This is a genomic window from Methylomusa anaerophila (assembly GCF_003966895.1).
GTDB classification, from domain to species: Bacteria; Bacillota; Negativicutes; order Sporomusales; family Sporomusaceae; genus Methylomusa; species Methylomusa anaerophila.
On sequence record NZ_AP018449.1, the window covers coordinates 3,609,045 to 3,627,511 of the forward strand.

The following is an 18,467-nucleotide window of genomic DNA, read 5'->3' on the forward strand; positions in this document are numbered from 1 at the left end:
GTGCCTGATAATAACATTTAAATATGGGAGGGACATGCTATGGCCGACCAAATTAAAAACCTCAAAAAAATTGATTTAAAAATTGATTTTTTCAATCTCGATTTAAAATCTGAAAAACAACAAAAAGCTTTCGAGCGCATCTACAAAAATAACAACGGCAATTGGGCCGCCGTCAAATCCGAACTCACCGGGGAAGAAGGTTTTACGCCTGCAATCATCAACGACCTGGAATTCACCCATCGCCTGGCTGAGTGGGGTAAAGACAACAAAGACCTGATTTCGGTTTTTAAAAAAGATGACCAAATCAATTCAATGCGTGATATTGCGGCAAAATTTAATAAAGCCGCATTCATCGAAAAAGTGAAGGATATTGCGCGGGGAGAATCGGAGGAAGAGAAAAAGGCTTTTGCCCTTAACCTGCATCGCGAGCTATTCTTCTTGGAACCAACCCCCATGTTGGTCAACATGATCAAAGACCCGCAAGTCCCGATCTTGAACAATGTAATCGGCGCCAATGTCGCGGCGGTTTTAGAAAAACAGCCTGATTTCAATATCAAAACCACCTCTGTCTACCAGGTCCTCAAAAACGAAGAAGCGTTGCAAGACATCCTTCCCGCAAACCATGAAACAGTGATCACCGAGCTTAAAACCCTGCAGCGCATCACGGCGGTCAGCCCGGATACAGATGCATTGCCGGCGCTATACAACGCCAACCTGCATTCGGCCATGCAGATATCGGCCATACCCCAAACTCAGTTTATCGCAGATCTGGGCAAGAGCGGTTTGGATGATAACACCCTGATACAGATTCATACTAATGCCCAACAGGTGCGTGTGCGCAATGAACAGGCAATAATGGCCCTACGGGAAACATATAGCGGTACGGGTGTAGCCATGATCGATAACAGCCTGAACATGGCCGTTGCCGTAAAAAATAAAAAAGTTCCTTCCTTTCTCGAAGAAACCCTGGCAAAGCATAACCTTTCCTGGGACTTGCTGTTTGGCGACGCGGATTTCTGCGAATGCGACGAGTGCGGTTCCGTGTATAGCGCGGCGGCATATTACGTGGAGCTGCTGCAATATCTGCGCAACAACAATCTTGATCCTGATGCCGGCGGCCCGACGGCAAAGAAGACCAATCCCCGGGATATTTCCGGCACACCGCTGGAAAAACTTTTTGACCGCCGGCCTGATTTGGGCTGCCTGGAACTCACCTGCGAAAATACCAATACCGTCTTGCCCTATATTGATTTGGTAAATGAGGTCATGGAAAATTATGTGGCCTTTAAGTACCTTAAGCCTTTTAACGTGGAAGATGAAACCAGCGGCGAACTGCTTGCCGAACCCCAGCATACCGAATACCAAGCGTATTGCATCCTGAAGAACGAGGTTTATCCTTTCCTATTGCCCTATCACCAACCCATCGACGCCGAAAGAATTTACTTAAAGCATTTAGATACCAGCCGCTACGAACTGATTGAAACTTTTAGAAAAAATAATACGGATAATAAGGATAATAAGGATAATAATGCGAAACTCACTCATTTAAAAGATGACGCCCTGGACAGGGCCGCTGATGCCGAATTTTTAGGGCTAAGCATGGAAGAATATGTAATCCTGACCAAAGAGTGCTTTGAAAGCAAAGAATTGATGGACAAACTGAAAAATAAAATCCATACCGAAGACGAGTATCGGCAATTGATTGGCGTAAAACCGGTCTGCAAATACTATGGCTTCGATGATGACAACGCCATGCTGGGGGACGAAGGGCTCACCCTCATTAAAAAAGAGTTTTTGCGCCGTACGGGTATTGATTACTTTAATCTGGTCGATTTGTTAAAAACCGGGTACATTAATCCTTATCTGCCCCGGGGCAAATCAAAAACAATCATGGAAAGCCTGCATTTCAGCTATCGTTTTCTGCAGAACTACGCTAAGGCATATGGCATGGATAAAATGGCGGAAGACCTGGTTAAAGGCGAAAAACTGGCCGAGCTTGTTCCGTTGCTAAAAGAACAGATTGATTTGCTCACCGACAAAAAAGCCTTGAGCTGCCCTAAGCCGAACCGGGATGAAATCCAGATCTCCGATAAAGATATCATTCACTGGGTGAAATGCCACTTTAAAAAAGTAGGCAAGATGATTGTGATTGAGAGCGGCAGAGGTTGTGTGAATGGCAAGATTGTAAGAACAAATCAGGAAATGATTAATCGGGTGACTATAGTTGTTGAAGATTGTAAAATTTTCTTTGTCAATAATGATCATGCTAAAACAGAAATAGGAAGTATTGATAAAAAAACCGGCGAAGTATTGCTTAAAGATTCCCAAATTCCCATAGACCAGGGCCTTTTTAAAGACCTATCGTTCATTGGCGATAAAGGTGAAAAAGGTATTTTTCTGGTCATTGATCATAAGATTTATCTGGTCTTTTTAGAACAGAAAGACAGTTGCGATCTTGATACGGCGCTGCTCCAGCATTTAGACGGCACGCCTTTAACTGTAGAGGAATATGACAGGATTCATCGTTTCCTCCGTTTATGGCGTAAATTAGGCTGGACGATTAATGAAACCGATCAGGCAATTGCGGGCCTTAGCCAGGTAATAACCCAGGACATTAAACCGGCAGACAGCATATGCGATCTTTGTGGCGAAGAGGATTGCAACAGTGAAGCTTGCGGTGGCTGTGAAGAAAACACGGTCACGCAGGATTTCGACATCAACCCCAATTTGATTCACCAGCTTGCAGCTGTAAAGAAGCTTTTGGATAAAACAGGTCTTGAACTGATTAAACTGCTGGCTTTTTGGAGCGATATCAGCACAGCCGGGGAAAAGTCCCTCTATCAGCGGCTGTTCCTGACTCACAATGTATTGGGGATCGATAAAATATTCAAGGTTGATGATAAGGGGAATTATCTGACGGGTAATGCCAAATTACTTGAACATGTCCCGGTAGTGATGGCGGCTCTCAATCTTTCTGCCGATGATATCCAGGAGATTATGAAGGCTGCCGGCATGGAAGATAAGCTTACGCTGAGCAACTTGTCCATTCTTTATCGTTATCGTCTGTTATCCAAAGTGCTGGGTTTAAAAATCCCCGCCTTTGTAAGTATTTTGCCGTTGTACGGAAATATCTTTCAGGATGCCCAGGCATCCCTCGAATTTCTAAATCGTTGGGAAAAGATGGAGTCGGCCGGATTTACCCACCAGCAACTGAATTACATCATCAAGGATGCAGATGATGAAAAGAAACCGTTTGCCCCCAGCCAAAAGGACATTTTGCAGCTGAGCAAAACCTTGTATGACGGCCTCAATGCAATTGATGAAGAGCATAAAGACTTGAAAGCCGATGATACAATCACAGACCCCGCATTGCAAAAAATAAACATCCAGGAACAAGCAACCGGTGCGTTGATACGAACAAAAGCCAGTCTGCTTTTTGAAACCGGCATTGTTGAAAAAATTATCGGCATATTGGAAGGCACCAACGTATTTACGACCAATGCCCCCAAAAATTTGGACTTTACTTTCCCGGATACCAATACGCTTAAAAATAAACTCAAGTACGATAAAACCCTGGGAATAATTCAGATTACAGGCATTTTGACCGAAGCGGAAGCTGCTGATTATCAAGCCGTCAACAATAGCCCCGATTGGGTTAAGGCGCTGACCCGTATCCAAAAGCAGCAGGACAAATTGTTTAAAGAACTTTTGTCAGGTATATTTGAAAATGAACAAACCAAAACAGGGGTCGAAAAAACACAATTAGAAGCAATTATCAAAGCGGGCGATATGATAATCCCGTTGGATCAAATCCCCGAAGGAGAAGCAGATCCCAATACCGCCCCCCTGAAGCGAGCCGCCTTCCTGGAAATATTTTTGCCCTATTTGCGCCAGCAGTTATCCCATCGTTTTGTGATCGATACCCTTGCCAATTTTACCGGGGTTGAAGGGAAAATCACCGACGTTCTGGTTTCAGAGGTGCTGAAACTGGGTACGCCGGCAACGCCAATTTACAGCATTTTTGCAAAAGTCAAGGAAAGTGCCAAACCGGAGGAGACGAATTGGAGCGGCTATCTTATCCCTGCCGCCGACGCCGGTTATACGTTTATTATTAAAAATAGCGATACTAAACCCACTGTCAGCATTGATGGCGAAGCTTTGGATTTTACAGCCCAGGAAGACCCGACTAATGAATGGTGGAGCGGGACTAAAGCGTTGCAGGCCGGAAAATTGTATAAGCTGGCTGCGACCGGCGGCGAGCTTAAAAATATTTTCTGGAAAACACCCGCTGCCGCGATTACTTCGATCCCTTCAGCCGCATTAATACCGGATTTTGCCTCCGGGCAATGCAAGCCTGCTTTAATCGTTTTGAAAAAAGCGGCCATGCTGATTTCCGCCTTTGATTTAAGCGCGGATGAAATCCGCTTTTTAGACCTTCGCAAAACCGACTTTGACAATTTGGATTTTAATGCACCTACCCTAACACAGTGGCTGCGCCTGGAGGCATTTATCAGGCTGCGCAATTCCTTGCCGCAGGCCAAGCTGAACCTGCTTGAATTTGGCAATTGGGTCTATAAAGCCGCCGCCGATGAGACCGAACTTATTGAAAAGATAGCTGACCTCACTACCTGGAACAAAGAACGCATCAAGAAATTAATAGCTGCGGATCATTTTAATATCGGTAAATTGGCAGATTACCGTAATGAAAAAAATCTGTTAAAACTACAGGAAGCCTTATCGGTAGCCGACAAAATCGGCATTGACATTGATTTGCTTTTCCAATGGGCAGTGCCTGTCTCCAAGTTCAACACCTGCCGCAAAATCGCTGCCAGCATTAAAAACGCCATTCGGGCCAAATACAACCAAACCGATTGGGAGCAGGTTGTTAAACCTCTCCATGACCAGTTGCGGAATAATCAGAAAGAAGCGTTAATTGGTTACTTATTGCAGCAAAAAGAATTGATAGCCTGGAACGTTACTGACGCGGACGGATTATTTGAATATTTTCTGATCGATGTTCAAATGGATGCCTGCATGGAAACCTCGCGCATCAAGCAGGCCATCTCATCCGTGCAATTATTTGTGCAACGCTGCTTCCTGGGCTTGGAGGAAGAGCACAACGGCATAAAGCCCAATGCTCTGGATAGATCGCGCTGGGACTGGATGCAGCGTTACCGGGTATGGGAAGCCAACCGCAAAGTATTCCTGTATCCTGAAAACTGGATAGAAAGCAACCTGCGGGATGATAAAAGCCCATTTTTCAAGGAGCTTGAAAGCGAACTGCTGCAAAAAGACATTAATAAACAAAATGTCACCGATGCTCTTAAGTCTTATCTTTATAAAGTGGATGAAGTGGCCAATATGGAAGTGGTCGGGTTATATATCGTCGGCACAAGGACCGGGACCCAGTGGAGTAAAGATGCTAAGCTGCACATTTTCTCCCGTACCCGCAATGCCCCCTATATCTTCTATTACCGTTACCTGGCATTAGATGAGATGAACTGGTATCCCTGGGAGAAGATGCAGATTGATATCCCCAGCTATGATGTGGAAGACCCGAATACCCATGAAGTGAAAGATAATGGGTGTTACCTCACGCCGGCAGTTTGGAACGGCCGTTTGTTGGTATTCTTTCCGCAGATCATGAAGAAAACTAAACCTAATTCTGCTTCCAATACCGGCAGTTTCAACTCCCTTGGCAATGATTCCGATGGGATTGGCAAGTCAAAGCCTATTGATTACTATGAGATCAAAATGGCTTGGAGCGAGTACAGAAATGGGAAATGGACACAGAAACAACTCAGTAAAGACGCTGTTTTTTCCCAACCAATAGATGATAAGCACGATATTCAGTTTTTTAAGTTTATCCCCATTGTTTACACCGATAAAGTAGTAATTGATGTGGATGATTATTTGGACAGTGATGGAGGCTACAAAGGCGCCTTTGAGTTTAACGGAACTGCTTTAAAAGTCAGGGCAGTGATAAATACGGAACCAATTCCAATTAACTATTTTAATCAAGATGATGGAAATTTGTATTCCTGGCAAATCGATTCTTCCAGTTTTCAAAGACAAAACGAGGATGTTTATTTTTATGAAGACAGCGCCCGAGAACAAGTGCAGGGGTTAAATCCTGTTCAAACCAAATTTAATGATCCCAATACGCAAAATTTGTTGGGGAAAATGAATCTTGGCCAATTAGAGGGTTTTTTCAAGGAAAATTTATCTATGCCGGCAAACAACTTTGGTCCATTTGACCAGGATGACAATTCCGCCACACCCAATATTTATCACGAGCTTAAACAGCCATATTCCCTTTATAATTGGGAGTTATTTTTTCACACCCCTATACTTTTAGCGGATGCGCTCAGCAAAGCCCAGCAATTTGAGGAGGCCATGAAGTGGTTCCACTTTGTGTTCAACCCGATTGCCGATGGCAACGAGGATAACCGGTTTTGGCAATTTAAACCGTTCAAAAGTATCAACAGTCAACGGGTATTGGACAGCATCTTCAATAACCTCAAGCCTAATACGGCGGATAAAACCATTAACGAGTGGCGAAATAAACCTTTTATGCCGCATGTGGTAGCGCGGAGCAGACCGGTTGCCTACATGAAATGGGTCGTAATGAAATACATCGATAACCTTCTGGCCTGGGGTGATTACCTTTTCCGCCAGGATACGATTGAAACCATCAACCAGGCGACCCAGCTCTATGTTCTAGCAGGCCACATACTAGGCCCGCAGCCGATGATGATACCCAAGCGAGGTACAATCAAACCGCAGACCTATCTTGGCTTGTTGGATAAATGGGATGCTTTCGGCAATGCAATGGTTGAGCTGGAATTGACGGCGCCCTTCAGTAATCAAACAACTTTACCTTTTGGTACGGTCAATAATGAGCTGGCTTTTGCCAATATCTACGGTTTGGCTTCGTCTTTATATTTCTGCATTCCCAATAACCCTAAACTGATGGGCTATTGGGACACTCTGGCCGACAGGCTATATAAAATACGTCATTGTCAAAATATTGAAGGAGTTTTCCGGAAACTTCCCTTGTTTGAACCACCTATTGATCCGGCTTTGCTGGTTAAGGCCGCCGCCCAGGGTTTGAGCATAGCTTCGGTATTAAATGACCTCAATGCACCGATGCCTAATTATCGTTTTTACTTTTTGCTGCAGAAGGCTCTGGAATTATGCACGGAATTAAAGTCATTGGGCGGCGCCATGCTTTTGGCCATTGAGAAAAAAGACAACGAAACCATCGCGCTTATTCGTGCCAAACACGAGGGAGTAATGCAGAATCTGGTGATGGAAATCAAGAAAAAACAACTGGAAGAGGCGCAAAAAAATATTGAAAGTCTGCTGCAAAATCGTAAGACACCGGAAGCCAGGATGAAATATTACCTGAAGCTTAGCGGCCTGGATGAAAGTCTGGTGCCTGCTGATACGGCTGATTTCAATGGGTTACCCAATGAGATTGTGACTGTGGACGGGGATGGCGGATTAAAATTGATACCATTTGAAAAAGAGGATATGGAAAAAGCAAGTGAAGCTGCCGATTGGCAGGAAGCCATCGGCGTAACTGAAACTATTGCCAGCATACTTAATATAATTCCTTCCCTGGGAGGCTATGTGACGCCAATCGGAGTAGGAGCAACCGCTACCTGGGGCGGATCGAATTTAGGATCGGCTGCTTCGGCAGTTGCCCGGGGCATGCAAACCCATTCGGCCAAACTTACATTTCAATCTGCTCAAGCCGGTAAAAAAGGAGGCTTTACCCGCGCCTTGCAAGAGCGCATTTTCCAGGCCAACGCTGCCGGTTATGAGCTAAAGCAGATAGACAGGCAAATTACCGCCCAGCAAATACGTATCGATATTGCCAACCAGGAAATAACCAATCAGCAAAAGGCTATTGACAACGCCACTGAAGTGGAAGAATTTATCAAGAACAAATACTCCAGCGAAGAGTTATACACCTGGATGAGAGGGAGCTTAAAAACCTTATACCATCAGGTTTATAACCTTGCTTATGAGCTCGCTAAAAAAGCCGAGAAAACCTATTGCTTTGAAAGAGGCCTCAGCAATGCTAATTTTATTCAGCCCGGTTATTTTGATGCCGGCAGAGATGGACTGTTGGCAGGGGAGCAGCTCTATGTGGGGCTTAAACAACTGGAAGCAGCTTATCAGAACGAACGGGGGCATGATTACGAGATAACCAAGCAGATCTCCATATATCAAATTAATCCTTTGGCGGTCATACAGCTCAGGGAAACCGGCAAATGCGAATTTGTCCTGCCGGAAGTATTATTTGATATGGATTACCCGGGTCATTACAAACGCCGCATCAAAGCGGCAACTGTTTCCATTCCTTGCATTGCAGGTCCTTATACCGGTATAAATGCCACACTCAGTCTTTTGGAAAACAAATTCCGCAACACGGCTATAGGCGGCAAAAATTATGAAGAAGATAGCGAGGAAACGGATGACCGGTTTAGTTCTTATGCTATACCGATAAAGGCGATAGCGGCCAGTTCCGCTCAAAATGACAGCGGGATGTTTGAGCTTAACTTCCGGGACGAGCGGTATTTACCCTTTGAAGGGGCAGGGGTTATCAGCAAGTGGCGTTTGGAATTACCCCAATTTACCCAATTTGACTATCACAGCATTTCAGATGTAATTATTCACTTACAATACACGGCCTGTGAAGGTGGCGAACGACTCAAAGCCGCTGCCGCCAAGTCCTTGGCGAAATGGTTAAAAACCGTTGACGAGGAACTTAATGAATCAGGCTTGCAAGTAGCTTTAAATATGAAACATGACCTGCCCAATGAGTGGCTGCTGCTCAAAAATAATGGCTCTGTTGACTTAAAAATTGACAAATCAAGGTTGCCATATATGTCTCAGCCCTTTGATGCCGTTATTGAAAATGTAATGTTTCTGGCCAAGGTTAAGGATAACCCGGTAGCTTTTTCAGTGAAAGTTGACGGTGAAGCTACTAATCTTGACCGAATAGATGCATGGAAGCTTTGCCGGGGCAACAACTCAGACATTATATTGAATAAATCGTTTGCACTGTCGGTTGATCCCCAACCGCTGGATGATCTTGAGGAATTGATGATAGTTGTGAAGTGGTCTTTAAAATACAACGGATAGATTAAAAATAGAAATCGCTATTTGTGTCTTGGCAGACGAATAGCGATTTCTATTACTTTTATTACTTTGAGAATAAGGGGGGATGCTAGCGCACTAAGGCTTGAAATTCCGGCATGTTGCGCATCTGCGCAAAATGAGACTGTTGTTGGGCTACTGCTTTTACGGCCTGGTCAAGCTCGATGGCCTTCTTTAAATATTTTAGAGACTCTTGCGTATTCCCCCGGTCGGCATAGATTGTGGCAATACCATAATAGCTCCAGGTATTATTCGGGTCGCCCTGGATGGTTTTTTCAAACCAATACAGCGATTTATCATAATTGTTTTGCAGTTTATAGGCCATAGCCATATCATAAAAAGCTGGCACATAACCCGGGTTCATGGCGAGAGTTTTTTGTATCAGCGCCAGGCCGCCCCGATAATCGCCTTCATAACAAAGAGCAATCCCCTTGGCTGTATAAACTTTAAAATTGGCGGGATTAGCGGCGATAGCCTTATCGAAGTTAGCTACTGCCTCCCGGTAATTGTATTGCTCATAGAGATTCAAGCCCTGAGCGAAGAATTCTTCTGACTCTGCTGCCTTAACCGGGTCGGTATCGGTATTCGGAGCGGGGGGCAATGGCTGAGAGCTTGACTCTGTTTCAGACCCGGTTCTCGGGTTACATCCCTGCAAACTCACGAGAAGTACTGCGAGAAGTACTATTGATGCTATAACCGTAATTTTTCCGGAACTGCTTTTCATGTGCTTGCCTCCATCGTTGTGCGTCTACAAATTTCATAATAATTTTACCATGCATAACCCGATTTTTAAATGCTGCGGTTTTTTAAATGCTGCGGTAGTCAATCGGCGGCATGTTTTTGCACAAAATGGCGTTAAAGCTCTTTTATTGGTCGTTAGCAAGTTTCCCCATATTATTATCCATACTTTTGGTCAGAACAGTAGCAATTTGTTTTTCGGTAAGTGAAGAAAATCTAGATCCGGCAACATTGCCAACAAATAAGCAAGTACCTACGATTGCATCATTACCATATGTAAAATTAGCAGGAAGGTGTTGTGACGTTCCTTCCTTATTGTTAGCGATAATTACTATATCATCTTGAAAATCAATATACTTTATCGAGTCACCAACGATTTTATGCACAGATTCCAGATCATTGGGAATGTACTGCAAAACAGGAATTTTAAAGGGTTTTTTCACTATAATCAGAATTTCATCAGCAGGGAAACCTTCATTTAACATTGTAGTCCCCTTTCCATATAACCCATCCTAATACACTCCATATTTTATATTTCTGTCCAGCTGAAATAAACATGAAAAACTCATATTCTAACCCTAAAACTTCGAAAATAATAAATGTAAAACAGTCTGCGTCCCCAAATAGCGATGCAGACTGTTTCTTTATGTTCTTATATACTCATGTATTCATTTTTTTGAATTCAACCGGCGTATAGCCTGTATAGTCTTTAAATAGGCGGCAAAAGTAGTCCGGACTGCTATAGCAAAGTTTGTCGCTTATTTCATAGTTTTTAAATTTACCTGTCCCTAACAAATATTTAGCATGTTCCATTTTTACTTTTGTCACATAATCATTAAAATTAGTTCCGGTTTTCTGTTTAAACAGCTTACTGATATAACCGCCGCTGATATATATTTCAGTAGCAATATCACCTAATTTTACATCTTCTTCCACATGGGTCATTACATAAGCGCATATTTTTTTCACTACACTGTCCGCGTGGTGCAGTTCATATTTTTTTATTATTTCCAGCATAATTCCGATATAATTTAAAAATTTTTCCTTAATTTCACCAAGCGACTCTATATTAGTGAAAATACCATCAAAGACCAGCTTTTCGAGGGTTGCCAAATACGGGAAAACCTTATAGATTTCTTCGCTTAAATTTGCCAGCGTTTTTTCCAATAGTATACCGGTCTTAACCGGGTTTTGCTCGGCTAATTTAGCCAGCTCCCCGCAAGTACTCGCGGCTTCAGCCATAACCTTATTACTGCCTGCCAGCATTAAATCCGTAAGCTTTCTTTCCTGGCCTTTCGGGTAATAAAATTTAAGGTTATCTTCAATCAGCCTTTTTTCATCCAAATGTCTTTTAATCCGTTCCAAAGCTTCACTTAAGGCCTTATCATCCACCGGTTTGGTCATATAGTCAAATACACCCAGACGGATGCCCTGCTGGGCATATTCAAAGTCATTGAATGTACTCAATAATATCAAACAAGGATTTAAATTCCTGGCTTTAATTTCAGTTATCAATTTGAGTCCGTTCATGCAAGGCATTCGAATGTCAATAATCACCAGATCAAAGCATTGTGAGGATAGTTTTTCCAGGGCTTCTATACCGTCACAAGCTTCATCGGCAATAACAAATTCATAGGATTCCCACTGCTGATATTGCCTAAGCTTTCTTCTTACCGGCATATCATCATCAACAATTAATACTTTATACACGTATATTCCTCCGATTCGGAATACAATTACGGATTATTAAAAACATAAAATGGTTCCATAATTCTGTATTCAAAGGGGCGGGATTTGATGTAATATGGAATTAATTCGGGAAAAATACAACATTTTCCCGAAAAAAAGTAAAAGGAGAGATAGCTTATGGAAAATGTTACGCAGGCAGTATCTTTGTCCCCCGCCGGGGCCCCAACAGAAAGGATCATAATCGGTGAGGCAACAACAGCTAAGGAAAGGAGGGAAATCTACCGCCTTCGGTATCACGTTTATGCTGAGGAAATAGGCTACAAGTTCGTAACTGCCGATCATGTCAACAAACTGTTGCAGGATGAGTTAGATGAAAAGGCACTGCTTCTCTATGCTAAGGTCGGGTCGAAAATTATTGGCACAGGAAGGGTTAATATTGGCAGACTAGCGGATTTTTCTCCTGATTTAATACAAACATATCGTATGGATAAATTTAAAAAATTTCACAGCGAAGAAAACGATCCATATTTTGCAGTGGCTTCAAAGGGCATGATACTGCCGGAATACCGTAATTCGTCAGCAATTTATCGAATCATAGCCAAGCTTTATGAGTTATATTGTGATTACCGAATACAGTTTGCTTTTATTAACTGCAATTTCCATCTGATCCCATTTTATGAGCGTTCCGGATATGTTCGCATTGACAAAAATACCGTAGACTCCAACGACGGTAGTCCGCTAACCAGTCTTGTTCTGGCAGTGGATGATGTTCAACATTTACAAAGAGTAGGATCGCCATTATTCCGTATTGCTCGGGGAAGAACGTCATTAAATACTGAAGTGGTCAACCGGTTCAATTCAGTATTTTTTAGCGAAATGAAAACCCCTGCCATTAACAGCCAACTCATTACTGTGGACGAGCTGTGGTCGATTATTTGCCGGCACCTTGGCAATGCGCCAAATCAAACTATAGATATAATGAACGACTTGTCCATTTTAGAGGCCAAGTTTTTTTTGCATTCCTGCAGCACCATTGTTCATTGTCATGCCGGGGATCATATTGCCGTGAGCGGCAATACAAGTCAAGAGCTTATTATTTTACTGGCGGGAACAGCACAGTCGTCCTTGCATGGCACCATCTTGCCGGGGCAATACTGCGGCGAAAATGGCTTGGCTCATCGTTCAAGACATTTCTCAAGCGTTATAGCCTTAGATGAGGCAGATATTTTAGTCTTTTCATTTTTTCTGTTCAGTAATTTTCAAAAACGTCATCCCAATATTGCACGTAAAATACTAAATAATTTACAACAAAACTATTATCCTAACTCACATAGGATGGTTTCAAGAGGCAGTTGATTAATTCTCTATTTTCCCATAATATTTTGCAGCCGCTAGCGGGACTAACAATATAATCAGTAAAACAAAATCCAATATATTAATACTACTGCACACAACAGATGGATTAGCCTAATTCTCTTAGGCTAGCCATTTGTTGTGTGTTTAAACTATAATTTTTACATATATTTTTCTCCATAAATACTAAAGTTTGCTATAATATAATACATATTTAGGATGTGCTTTTAGGGGTAATAATATAATTTAGACATTTTAACGAAGGAGAATAAAGTTAAAATGGATTATCTTCATGTATCTAAACTTATGATAGTAATTGCAACGCTTTTAATGGACCTTATCTATGTTTATTTATATGCCCTTTACCGCGAACGCTTTGTGGGAATATGGGCTATAACTTGGACTATTCTTCTTTTTAGAGTTGTCATATTTGATTCTGAATTATTCAACTGGGAGGAAGCATCCCTTGGCCCTTTATATTACCAAACATTTTACATTGTATGTACTTTTCTTTTTAATTATGGAACACACCTTTTTATCAATCAGCCCCTTACAAAATATTGGTTTTATGGTCTTTGGCTAACAATAACTTTAAGTATTGCGGCTGATGTAAGCCAACTGCCATTACTCTACAAGCTGATACCCCCTACCTGGTTCGCCACCATTGTACTTATCTACGCAGGTTGGATTGTTATCAATGTTAAAACGCGTGGAACAGGAAAATATATTGCCGGCTGGGCTTTAATTTTATGGGGGCTTTTGACCTGTTCAGTGCACTTTTTTGATTCAAATAACGAAATTTTATCGTGGATCAACTTTGCTTGCGGCATATTACGTCTATTTATCGGGTGCGGTATGATGTTAGTGTATTTCGAAAAAACGCGGGCAGATTTAATTAGTAAAGAGGAAGCCTTGCGACAAACCAACCGTGAGCTTAATAACTTCTGTCATTCTGTAGCCCATGATTTAAAAGGCCCGTTATTATCGATTAATCAGCTCGCCGAAGAACTTGCAGGCGCAGATAACTTTAAACAGGACCAATATCCATTAATCCAGTATATTAAGGGCAAATCAGCAGAGCTGGTTAATATTACCGAGTATTTGCTTGAGCTTTCCCGGATGTCCCAAAAACAGCTAAAAATTGAAACGATTCAACTGGAGCCGTTGTTCTGCGATATTTATGCTGATCTGTTAGCGCTTCAGCCGGGAAGACAGGTGGATTTCAAGATAAGAAAGCTGCCTAAAATTTGTGGCGACCGCATAATGATAAAGCTGCTGGTGCGCAACATTCTTTCCAATGCGTTAAAATTTACCCGGAAGCGGGAGCTGGCAATCATTGAAGTCGACACGGAAGAAGTCGAAAACAATTATGTTATTTCCATAAAAGATAACGGCGCGGGCTTTGATATGAGCGAATCTTCCCGGCTGTTTGGCATCTTTGAAAGGCTCCATCCCAGCAGGGACTTTGAAGGACATGGTGTAGGACTTACAATATGTCAAAAAATTTTACAAAGACACAACGGCAAAGCTTGGCTGACAGGAAAGGTAGACGAAGGAGCTGTTTTTTCTTTTAGTTTTCCGAAAGATATGTCCAAGCAGCGCGTCTGGCCCGTACTCGTTGCACCGGATACAATAAATTAGTGCTTCAGTAAATTATTATCACTAAAGGTGAATATTTCTACAGAAATTGCCATATCCCTCCTTTTATTCATAATTTTATATTATATTTTACAGCTTAGTAAATAAATGCAAAATTACCTGAAGGATATTTTTATTTTTATAATGCTTGTAATTATATCCTTATAATATAATGTAAATTATAGCAATTATAATTTTTACATTGTTAACAAATTTTATCAATTTCAATATATATGTTTGTCCAAAAAGATAAATTTTCCTTGTTTATAAAGTTTAAATTTTGCTTATAAAATTATTAAAAATTATTTAACGTATTGACACTGGTGGAAGAGTATGTTATTCTTTAAATGATAATTGTTATCATTTAAAGCCTTTTATATCTTTGCGGGGCAAAGTTTTTTATTTTATCAAATTAATGAGAATGAGTATTACTACTAATTAAATATAAGACAGGGGGTGAAAGATATTATCAAAGGGGGGCGTGCATTTGCAGGCTTTTATCCATCTGTTTATGATCCTGATACCCGGTTAATAAATAAACCAAGTAAACTGTGACTGAATACAGGGAGAAATTTATGTTGAACTGTTTTACACAGGAAGATTTACACGAGATTGTAGAGGCGCTAACTACGGCGCTGGATGCCAAAAACCCGTTTATGTGCGGCCATTCGGAGCGGGTAGCCGAACTTTCCCTGTTATTAGCGACAGGAATGGGTTTGTCGCTTGCGGAACAGACAAGAATCCATATCGGTGCCCACTTGCATGATGTCGGCAAAATCGGTGTTCCCGATATGATTCTTAATAAATCCGGCAAGTTGACGGAAGCAGAATTCGCCCTGATCCGTCAGCATCCCGAAATTGGGGATAAGATTGTCGGCAAGGTCCAGGTTCTTCAGTCTGTTGCCGATATCGTGCGCCATCACCATGAGCGGTTTGACGGCAACGGTTACCCTGACAGACTGTCCGGTGAAAAGATATCACTGGGCGCTAGGATCGTGGCTGTTGCGGACGCTTTTGATGCCATGACCAGTACCCGGACCTACCGCCCGGCGCTTAGTTTTAACGTGACAATGAACGAGATGCGGCGCTGCCGGGGCAGTCAGTTTGATCCGGATGTTGTTGATGCTTTAATCACCCTGGCTGCGAAAGGGAAACTACTGGCGGGTGGAACTGGTTTATGCCAAGAGATCCAAGAGATCACGGTTGGTTTTTGAGGAGAAACTTAGAACAGGCAAGTATATTGGTTCTACGCATAACAAATATTTGGAGGAGGCCTGAAATGGAAACGGTAGTTTTAGGTGGAATCGGTGCAGCCGCACTCGGATACATGGTTTATCTGGTTTGGCGGGCTATTAACGGCAAGGATGTTTGTAATTGCGGCAGTAACTCGTGTCATGAATCTGCTGAAAGTTGCCGTTGTAAATCAGGGAATTTGCCGAAATAATTAACTTTATATTTATTATATATTTATAAGGAAACTTTCGGCGCATTATTAACAAGAAAACAAAGAGAGCCAGCATTTACGCAAGCGGGATGCTGGCTAATTTTATGGGAGTATGCTGTTTTAATTTATAATACGATTTTATATAATTGCCGTCAAATGGCTTATATACGGCTTTAGCCAATTTCGAAGACACCCACTTCTATAAGTGGGTGTTACCACTTCCAAACTTCGGTGGGGGTAGAGTCCCCCACCGAAGCCCCGAAGTTTAGCAGAAGCTAAACGAGTTCACTTTTTTGTAAGATTTACAATTACTTTGCAATTATTCGTTTGGATTTCTTCACTATTTTCCAACAGCGCATTTACTTCTTCCAGTCCATCCACAACAGTGGTTACTACTTCACCCAGGTCAAGCCGGCCGGCTTTGTACAAATTCAGAATACTGCTAAATGCTCCGCATAGATGCCCGCGGGATCCTTTTAGATTGATTTCATTGGTGATCATATAATCTACATCGGTTATGGAAAGAGGATTGCCGCTTCTTGCGAGAAGGACAACATGTCCATTGGCATTAATCTTATGAAATATTTTTTTTACATTATCCAGATTTCCCGACGATTCAATCACCACGTCAACACTGGGCGGGCATATTTCAAAAAATTCCTCGATATCATACACTCTGTCTGCCCATTTTCTGGCAAAATCTCTGCGGTATTTAAGCGGCTCAACAAGATATACTTCTGAGGCGCCAAAGGCTATCTTACTCAGGATTGCCGAAAACGCTCCAATTGGTCCGCCGCCAAAAACAACAACAACGTCGCCGCCTTTAACCATGGCATTTTCACAAGCGACATATGCTACTCCTGCGGGTTCAACACATGCGACTGCGATTAAGTCCTGTTCGTTTTTTACATAATCAGTGATATTATGAGCTAGTTTAGCCGGCACATCCACAACCGTGCCCAGCAACCCATCCTTTTCCAGCCCTAACAACAGCGCATTGCGGCATTGGTTGAAATGGCCTTTCCTGCATACATCACAAGTATTGCAGACGAGGATTGATTCAAAGGTTACGTACATATCGGGTTTTATATTTTTAACATTTGCCCCGACTTCCAAAACCTTCCCTACTCCTTCATGCCCGATTATGCGTCCTTCTTTCGGAATGGAAAGGGGGGCAGTGCAGCATATATATCCAGTTTCCGGATTGTTTGTCGTTAAATGCACATCGGTGCCGCAAATACCGACATAAAGCATTTCAACCCTTATTTCATCAGGATTCACTAATCCCAAACATCTCTCTTCAATAGAAATCTGAGTGTTTTTATAAATCTGATTGGGCTTGGGGTTTTCAACTCCTTTCATAGGGTCTTCATCAGCTTTTACCAAAAGCACTTTTGTTTTCATAGGGCATAACTTCCTTTCTCAATAGTATTTCTGGTACGGAGGGGCAGGTACATTGTCCCTTGCAGATGGGTAGATCACACTTGCCCGAGTGGTAAATCTGGCCCACAACTTCACTATTCAACCGAGATTCCTGTAAGGGCCGTTATTTGCCAAATTGCAACATTTTACGACTTTGACGTCACAGTATCATTTTACCATTCCGTCTATGCCGCTTCCAGTTAAATTTAGATAACACAAAGCGAGGATTTTTTGTTGATTTCAGTTGCATATAGGAATAAAATCAAAATTAAATATAAATCACTTTACTTACTTTATGAATGGAGGCCTAATCTTAATGGTGGCAGATTTAAAATACCGTGAAATGAGGCCGGATGAAATTCAACAGGTCTCCGACATGGTGAAAGCAGTATTTGATCAGTTTGTTGCCCCCGGCTTTTCGCAACAAGGGGTTTGTGAGTTCTATAAATATGTTCAGCCAGAGCGCATTTTGCAGCGATTACAGGAAGATCTAAGTTTTATTTTGCTTGCTGAAAATCTGGGGAATATGGGTAACGGCGATAAAAAGATAGTCGGTGTAATTGAGATGAAGAGAGCTTGTCATGTCGCTCTCTTATTCACAGACGGAAATTATCACCGTCTTGGAGTAGCTAAGACTTTATTTCAACTGTCACTGGACAAGTTACGGGCAACCGGTTTGAAAGTAAATATTTGTACTGTCAACTCTTCGCCTTACGCGGTAGAGGCCTATAAGCGGCTTGGTTTTTGCCCGACTAAATGTGAGCAAGAAAAATATGGTGTACGGTTTGTTCCCATGGAAATATTTTTTGTGTGAATATTACCTTTCTATAGTCTATAAGGAACGCCTTAAAGAATTGAAATTATATCCCTCAGCTTATCCTAACACCCGGATGGTCAATTCTTTAAGGCGACATATATATTATAATGAACCCAGCCTTTTAACTTGACGGTCCACTGGTCCGCTACTGGCAAACATGTTATAATTATTTCACTAGGTTTTCACAAGCTTTTT

At 42.1% G+C, this 18,467-nt stretch carries 10 protein-coding genes; 6 read left to right on the forward strand and 4 right to left on the reverse strand.

What is annotated here, in order from left to right; translation table 11 throughout:
• The first annotated feature begins 39 nt into the window (after positions 1–39).
• Entirely contained in the window at positions 40–9,156 is a 9,117-nt protein-coding gene (locus tag MAMMFC1_RS16225) for a Tc toxin subunit A-related protein (protein WP_126309529.1), read from the forward strand.
• An 85-nt stretch (positions 9,157–9,241) separates the two neighbouring features.
• On the opposite strand, the gene MAMMFC1_RS16230 is transcribed toward MAMMFC1_RS16225, so the two are convergent.
• The 3 genes from MAMMFC1_RS16230 to MAMMFC1_RS16240 all read right to left on the reverse strand — a co-directional run bounded on the left by MAMMFC1_RS16230 (position 9,242) and on the right by MAMMFC1_RS16240 (position 11,619).
• A complete protein-coding gene (locus tag MAMMFC1_RS16230; RefSeq protein ID WP_126309531.1) occupies positions 9,242–9,895 on the reverse strand; it encodes a tetratricopeptide repeat protein in 654 nt (217 codons plus the stop codon).
• A gap of 142 nt (positions 9,896–10,037) precedes the next feature.
• A complete protein-coding gene (locus MAMMFC1_RS16235; RefSeq protein ID WP_126309532.1) occupies positions 10,038–10,394 on the reverse strand; it encodes a DUF3846 domain-containing protein in 357 nt (118 codons plus the stop codon).
• 175 nt (positions 10,395–10,569) lie between these two features.
• Complete coding sequence (locus MAMMFC1_RS16240) at positions 10,570–11,619, reverse strand: response regulator transcription factor (RefSeq protein WP_126309534.1); 1,050 nt, start codon at positions 11,617–11,619, stop codon at positions 10,570–10,572.
• A gap of 156 nt (positions 11,620–11,775) precedes the next feature.
• On the opposite strand from MAMMFC1_RS16240, the gene MAMMFC1_RS16245 reads away from it, so the two are divergent.
• The 4 genes from MAMMFC1_RS16245 (at position 11,776) to MAMMFC1_RS21595 (ending at position 16,033) form a co-directional block, all read left to right on the forward strand.
• Positions 11,776–12,954, forward strand: a complete 1,179-nt coding sequence (locus tag MAMMFC1_RS16245) for a GNAT family N-acyltransferase (RefSeq protein ID WP_126309536.1) — start codon at positions 11,776–11,778, stop codon at positions 12,952–12,954.
• 276 nt (positions 12,955–13,230) lie between these two features.
• The gene (locus MAMMFC1_RS16250; protein WP_126309538.1) at positions 13,231–14,592 is read left to right on the forward strand and encodes a sensor histidine kinase; all 1,362 of its coding nucleotides are present in this window, start codon (positions 13,231–13,233) and stop codon (positions 14,590–14,592) included.
• A 572-nt stretch (positions 14,593–15,164) separates the two neighbouring features.
• On the forward strand, positions 15,165–15,803 hold the full coding sequence (locus tag MAMMFC1_RS16255; protein WP_126309540.1) for an HD-GYP domain-containing protein: 639 nt from the start codon (positions 15,165–15,167) through the stop codon (positions 15,801–15,803).
• A gap of 65 nt (positions 15,804–15,868) precedes the next feature.
• The gene (locus MAMMFC1_RS21595) at positions 15,869–16,033 is read left to right on the forward strand and encodes a hypothetical protein (RefSeq protein WP_158618797.1); all 165 of its coding nucleotides are present in this window, start codon (positions 15,869–15,871) and stop codon (positions 16,031–16,033) included.
• A gap of 285 nt (positions 16,034–16,318) precedes the next feature.
• Here the strand turns inward: MAMMFC1_RS21595 and MAMMFC1_RS16260 are convergent, their stop codons facing one another.
• Entirely contained in the window at positions 16,319–17,437 is a 1,119-nt protein-coding gene (locus MAMMFC1_RS16260) for a zinc-dependent alcohol dehydrogenase (RefSeq protein ID WP_126309542.1), read from the reverse strand.
• 334 nt (positions 17,438–17,771) lie between these two features.
• On the opposite strand from MAMMFC1_RS16260, the gene MAMMFC1_RS16265 reads away from it, so the two are divergent.
• A complete protein-coding gene (locus MAMMFC1_RS16265) occupies positions 17,772–18,269 on the forward strand; it encodes a GNAT family N-acetyltransferase (RefSeq protein WP_158618798.1) in 498 nt (165 codons plus the stop codon).
• Positions 18,270–18,467 lie beyond the last annotated feature (198 nt).

What these genes read in the sequence shown, in the direction of transcription:
- MAMMFC1_RS16225 (WP_126309529.1), top strand. Translation starts at nt 40, where the DNA reads ATGGCCGACCAAATTAAAAACCTCAAAAAAATTGATTTAAAAATTGAT.
- MAMMFC1_RS16230 (WP_126309531.1), bottom strand. Translation starts at nt 9,895, where the DNA reads ATGAAAAGCAGTTCCGGAAAAATTACGGTTATAGCATCAATAGTACTT.
- MAMMFC1_RS16235 (WP_126309532.1), bottom strand. Translation starts at nt 10,394, where the DNA reads ATGTTAAATGAAGGTTTCCCTGCTGATGAAATTCTGATTATAGTGAAA.
- MAMMFC1_RS16245 (WP_126309536.1), top strand. Translation starts at nt 11,776, where the DNA reads ATGGAAAATGTTACGCAGGCAGTATCTTTGTCCCCCGCCGGGGCCCCA.
- MAMMFC1_RS16250 (WP_126309538.1), top strand. Translation starts at nt 13,231, where the DNA reads ATGGATTATCTTCATGTATCTAAACTTATGATAGTAATTGCAACGCTT.
- MAMMFC1_RS16255 (WP_126309540.1), top strand. Translation starts at nt 15,165, where the DNA reads ATGTTGAACTGTTTTACACAGGAAGATTTACACGAGATTGTAGAGGCG.
- MAMMFC1_RS21595 (WP_158618797.1), top strand. Translation starts at nt 15,869, where the DNA reads ATGGAAACGGTAGTTTTAGGTGGAATCGGTGCAGCCGCACTCGGATAC.
- MAMMFC1_RS16260 (WP_126309542.1), bottom strand. Translation starts at nt 17,437, where the DNA reads ATGAAAACAAAAGTGCTTTTGGTAAAAGCTGATGAAGACCCTATGAAA.
- MAMMFC1_RS16265 (WP_158618798.1), top strand. Translation starts at nt 17,772, where the DNA reads ATGGTGGCAGATTTAAAATACCGTGAAATGAGGCCGGATGAAATTCAA.